The sequence below is a fragment of the Mesonia algae genome (assembly GCF_003253545.1).
Taxonomy (GTDB): Bacteria; Bacteroidota; Bacteroidia; order Flavobacteriales; family Flavobacteriaceae; genus Mesonia; species Mesonia algae.
This window is the reverse complement of the sequence record NZ_QKYV01000022.1, coordinates 1-3,688: the sequence shown is the minus strand read 5'-3', so window position 1 is coordinate 3,688 and position 3,688 is coordinate 1. Positions and strand designations below refer to the sequence as shown.

The following is a 3,688-nucleotide window of genomic DNA, read 5'->3' as shown; positions in this document are numbered from 1 at the left end:
CCAACATTTCAACACCACAACATCATCATTATGAATTGATTAAAAAATAAAATATTATATTTGAAGAACTGGACTAGTGCTTTTCATAGGATACGCTGTTGTGCGTAGGCTTATTAATCTTTTGAAAACCAATCATTATTTTTTTTATCATAGTTAAAATAATATCCATAATAAGATTTAAATCCGATTTGATATTCTTCGTTATTCTCTAGTTTGTAATTATAAGTTGTTCCAATATTTGTAATTTTTGGTGCTATAATATTCTCAAGCTCATCTAATGATTTTGGGTAAGTATTATTTCGCTTTTTATAACTCTCAATAAGTTTTATTAATTTAAATCCCTTTTTTTTAGAACTTTCTATCTGGAATTCTCTAACTGGTTCTGCAATGGACCAAATTATTAATAATTGAATTAGAGAAATGATGAAATATTTTTTGGTTTTGAATCCTTTATATTTATCAATTAATATTGAAATAATTGCTAATATTGATATTATAATTAGGAGTAAAATTATATAGAAATTTACACCAAAAACAAATTCCCAAGTAAAAGATAAATCCCAAACTATTAATATTAGAGTTAATAAAGAAACTATGCTAAATAGTATTAAAACTCCTTTATTAGGGTATAATAGATTTTTCAATTCTGAGTGATTTTTAGCTTACGCACAACGTTTATGTATATGAGCTGTGGCGTGTTAAAGCACGAACCTCTCCAAATAAAAACTGGCTTTGGAAAATCCGCAGGATTTTCCAAGTGTGGACTGACCAAGCCATAGCTTATATACTGTGTTGTGCAACGTTTATTTCTTTTTCAATTCGGTTAGTTTCTGACTCAACTAATGGTTTTAAATTAAGTTCTCTAACTTTTTTAATATATTCAGTCGCCTTATTAAAATCTTTTCTTAAAAGTTCAATATTCGCTAAATTCAACAATACAATAGATTTATCATTTTCAGTTCTTAAACCTATATTCAGAGCTTGAGTCAAGTCAGAATGACTTTTTTTATATTCCTTTTTCTCTAAAGCAATAATTCCAGTTGTAAAATAATAATAGCTTTTGTGTCCTTTAGTCAGTTTTTCTGGATTCTTAATTTTTGAAATTAGTTCTTCGGCTTTATTTATGTTATCCTTTTTCATTTGCTGGAAAGCAGCATACACAGTTCCGTATTTAAAATATCCATAAATGAAAAGTCCGCCCGCAATTAGCATCATTGACATATTGGCAAAATCCTCTTTTGAGTAAAAGTATGCAGCTGCTATTAGGCTAAATATAACAAGAACGATTCTTATAATTGGTGTAAACATATTTTTTCAGAATTATTCAGCCACGTTAATTTCTAAATCAATATGTTTTTCTTTTTTCCATTCAGGAAAACTATCTCTAAAATGCATATGACAATTATCATTATGTTCGATATGATTTTTGACCGTCTCAAAAAAATCACATAATTTTAAAATATCATCTTTTGATGAAAAGATAATTCCTAATTTTCCTTGGTCAGGAAAAAAATCGTCATCATCAGAATGAGATTTTGAAAGGTATATTTTCATATTGTCTATATGTTTTTCAAATGTTGCACAACGTTGATGTATAAGATTAGTTGCGTGTTTAAGCACCTAATTTACCAAATACAAACCAAATAGAAAATCCGCGAGGATTTTCGTAAGCAAGCTAGAACTAGCAATTAATTTTATACGGTGTTACCTGCTGGCTTTTTTGTTAGTTCTTTAAAAGATTTAATTAGTTTTCGTAATTCAAATTCCGTTTTTTCATCAGTTATTTTTCCTTCTTGAGAGACTTTACTTTTTGTTCCTTTAATTAAGAGAGTTGTGTCTTCGGTAAAGTCAGTCTGTATGGTTTCCATAATCAGCTTTAATTCTTCGTGTCCTTTTTCTCCGCTTGCCGAAGCAGTTATGATTCCAATTGGTTTATCCGAAAACACAGTTGTCGAAACACACCATTCCAAAATGTTTTTTAGTCCGCTTGGGATACTAAAAACATATTCAGGTGTGCAGATTATTATTCCGTCTGCATTGGAAACTTTATTTCTGAACTCAACAATTTTTTTGGGTACATTTTTGTCTGTCAGTTCAGTTCTAAAATGCGGAAATTCGGTTAAATTCTCTATTATTTCAAAATCTAATTCAGATTTTTCAGATTCTGCTATGTATTTCAAAATTGAAAGATTTCCTGAATTCCGACTGGCACTTCCGCAAATTCCAATTATTTTCTTTTTATGTTGCATTTGTTCAATTCAGTTCTGTTTTTCAGCTTGCAGGTAACGTGTTTGTATATGGTTTGTTGCGTGGTTTAAGCACTAAATTTAGCAAATAAAAACCGAATAGAAAATCCGCGAGGATTTTCGTAAGTAGGCTAGAACTAGCAATAAATTATATACGGTGTTGCCACCAGTTTTTTTATTCATATTGGACTGTCGCTCCTTTTTGTTCAAATTTTTTAATTGTTTCTTTTATTTCTGATTCGTTAAAATTATTTTCTCTTATCAGCAAATAATTCAGTTTCGGTAAAGTCAATAAAGTGTCAGGAATTGAAGTCAATTCATTTCCATTTACTGCAAGACTTTCTAAACTTTTAATTCCGCCAATCCATTCAGGAATTGTTTTGATTTCATTATATCCAATTGTCAGTCTTTTAAGTTTCGGAAACTCTAAAACACTTTTAGGGAATACTTTCAGTTTATTAGAATGCACATTTAAATACTCAAGATTTCTCAACTTTAAAAGTCCGTTTGGAAGTTTAGTCAAATTCTGATAATTTATTAAAATCTCTTTTTGGTCAAGATAATTTCCGTTTTCATAACCTACTTTTAGATTGTTTTTAAATTCTTCTTTTTTGAGTTTTTCGCAAATTAAATCTCCGATTGAATCTCTGTATCTATAATCAACTTCTCCCAAGTCGCTTATTGTTCCAACAACGTAATTAAATTTGTAATTTTTTTCTCCATAACAATTATATTGCTCAAAGTAAGTGGCTGAAAACTTTTCTCCACTGCCAACTACAGGAAAACTATATCTATGCTTAAATATTTCCTTTTTTGAAGAAGTTAATAAAATTCCATTTTCTGGAATGAGGATTTTATTATTTGTAAAATAATTACTTTCGAGTTTTGGTTGGTTTTCTATTCCGAAAACTATTATAAAACTCTGATTTTTTCCAACAAAAGGTTCATTTTCATTTGTGAAATAAATTTCACTTCCAACGTCCCAATTTAAATGGTACAAAGTGTGGGACATAACATAAACAAATATTAAAGTCCATTCAATAATTTGTCGGTATTTGGCTTTGAATTTTTTAAGTAAAAAACTTGTTAATACTAAAATTGAATAAATTCCAAACAACCAAAGTATAGCTCCAATTCCCCAAAATCCCATAATAAAGAATATGAAAATTCCGAAAAGAAAGACTATAATACTAAACGAATATATTGGATTTCTGATGTTCATTCAAATTGGTGGCAACGTGTTTGTATATGGTTTGTTGCGTGTTTTAAGCAACTAATTTAGTAAATAATTACTGACCAAGAAAGTCCGCGAGGACTTTCGTAAGTAGGCGAGAAGCAAGCAATAAATTATATACGGCTTAAGTTAGCATTTCAATAAAAACATTAAATTAAGATCTATAAAAAAGAAAGAACAAAGAGAGGATTAAGGTTATTATATACGC

At 29.1% G+C, this 3,688-nt stretch carries 5 protein-coding genes; all 5 read right to left on the bottom strand.

The genetic code is table 11. From position 1 onward, the window contains the following. Positions 1 to 113: 113 nt before the first annotated feature. Positions 114 to 644, bottom strand: a complete 531-nt coding sequence (locus LX95_RS14345) for a hypothetical protein (RefSeq protein WP_111542147.1) — start codon at positions 642 to 644, stop codon at positions 114 to 116. Between the two features lie 136 nt (positions 645 to 780). Continuing rightward, positions 781 to 1,308, bottom strand: coding sequence for a tetratricopeptide repeat protein (locus tag LX95_RS14340; RefSeq protein ID WP_111542146.1), 528 nt, complete (start codon positions 1,306 to 1,308; stop codon positions 781 to 783). 12 nt (positions 1,309 to 1,320) lie between these two features. Then, positions 1,321 to 1,620, bottom strand: a complete 300-nt coding sequence (locus LX95_RS14335) for a hypothetical protein (RefSeq protein WP_146240805.1) — start codon at positions 1,618 to 1,620, stop codon at positions 1,321 to 1,323. Between the two features lie 74 nt (positions 1,621 to 1,694). Beyond that, the gene (locus LX95_RS14330; RefSeq protein WP_111542144.1) at positions 1,695 to 2,249 is read right to left on the bottom strand and encodes an NADPH-dependent FMN reductase; all 555 of its coding nucleotides are present in this window, start codon (positions 2,247 to 2,249) and stop codon (positions 1,695 to 1,697) included. A gap of 172 nt (positions 2,250 to 2,421) precedes the next feature. Next, positions 2,422 to 3,396, bottom strand: a complete 975-nt coding sequence (locus tag LX95_RS14325) for a leucine-rich repeat domain-containing protein (protein ID WP_170116622.1) — start codon at positions 3,394 to 3,396, stop codon at positions 2,422 to 2,424. Positions 3,397 to 3,688 lie beyond the last annotated feature (292 nt).

Coding starts and splice junctions, on each gene's coding strand:
- LX95_RS14340 (WP_111542146.1), bottom strand. CDS start 1,308: ATGTTTACACCAATTATAAGAATCGTTCTTGTTATATTTAGCCTAATA.
- LX95_RS14330 (WP_111542144.1), bottom strand. CDS start 2,249: ATGCAACATAAAAAGAAAATAATTGGAATTTGCGGAAGTGCCAGTCGG.
- LX95_RS14325 (WP_170116622.1), bottom strand. CDS start 3,396: ATGGGATTTTGGGGAATTGGAGCTATACTTTGGTTGTTTGGAATTTAT.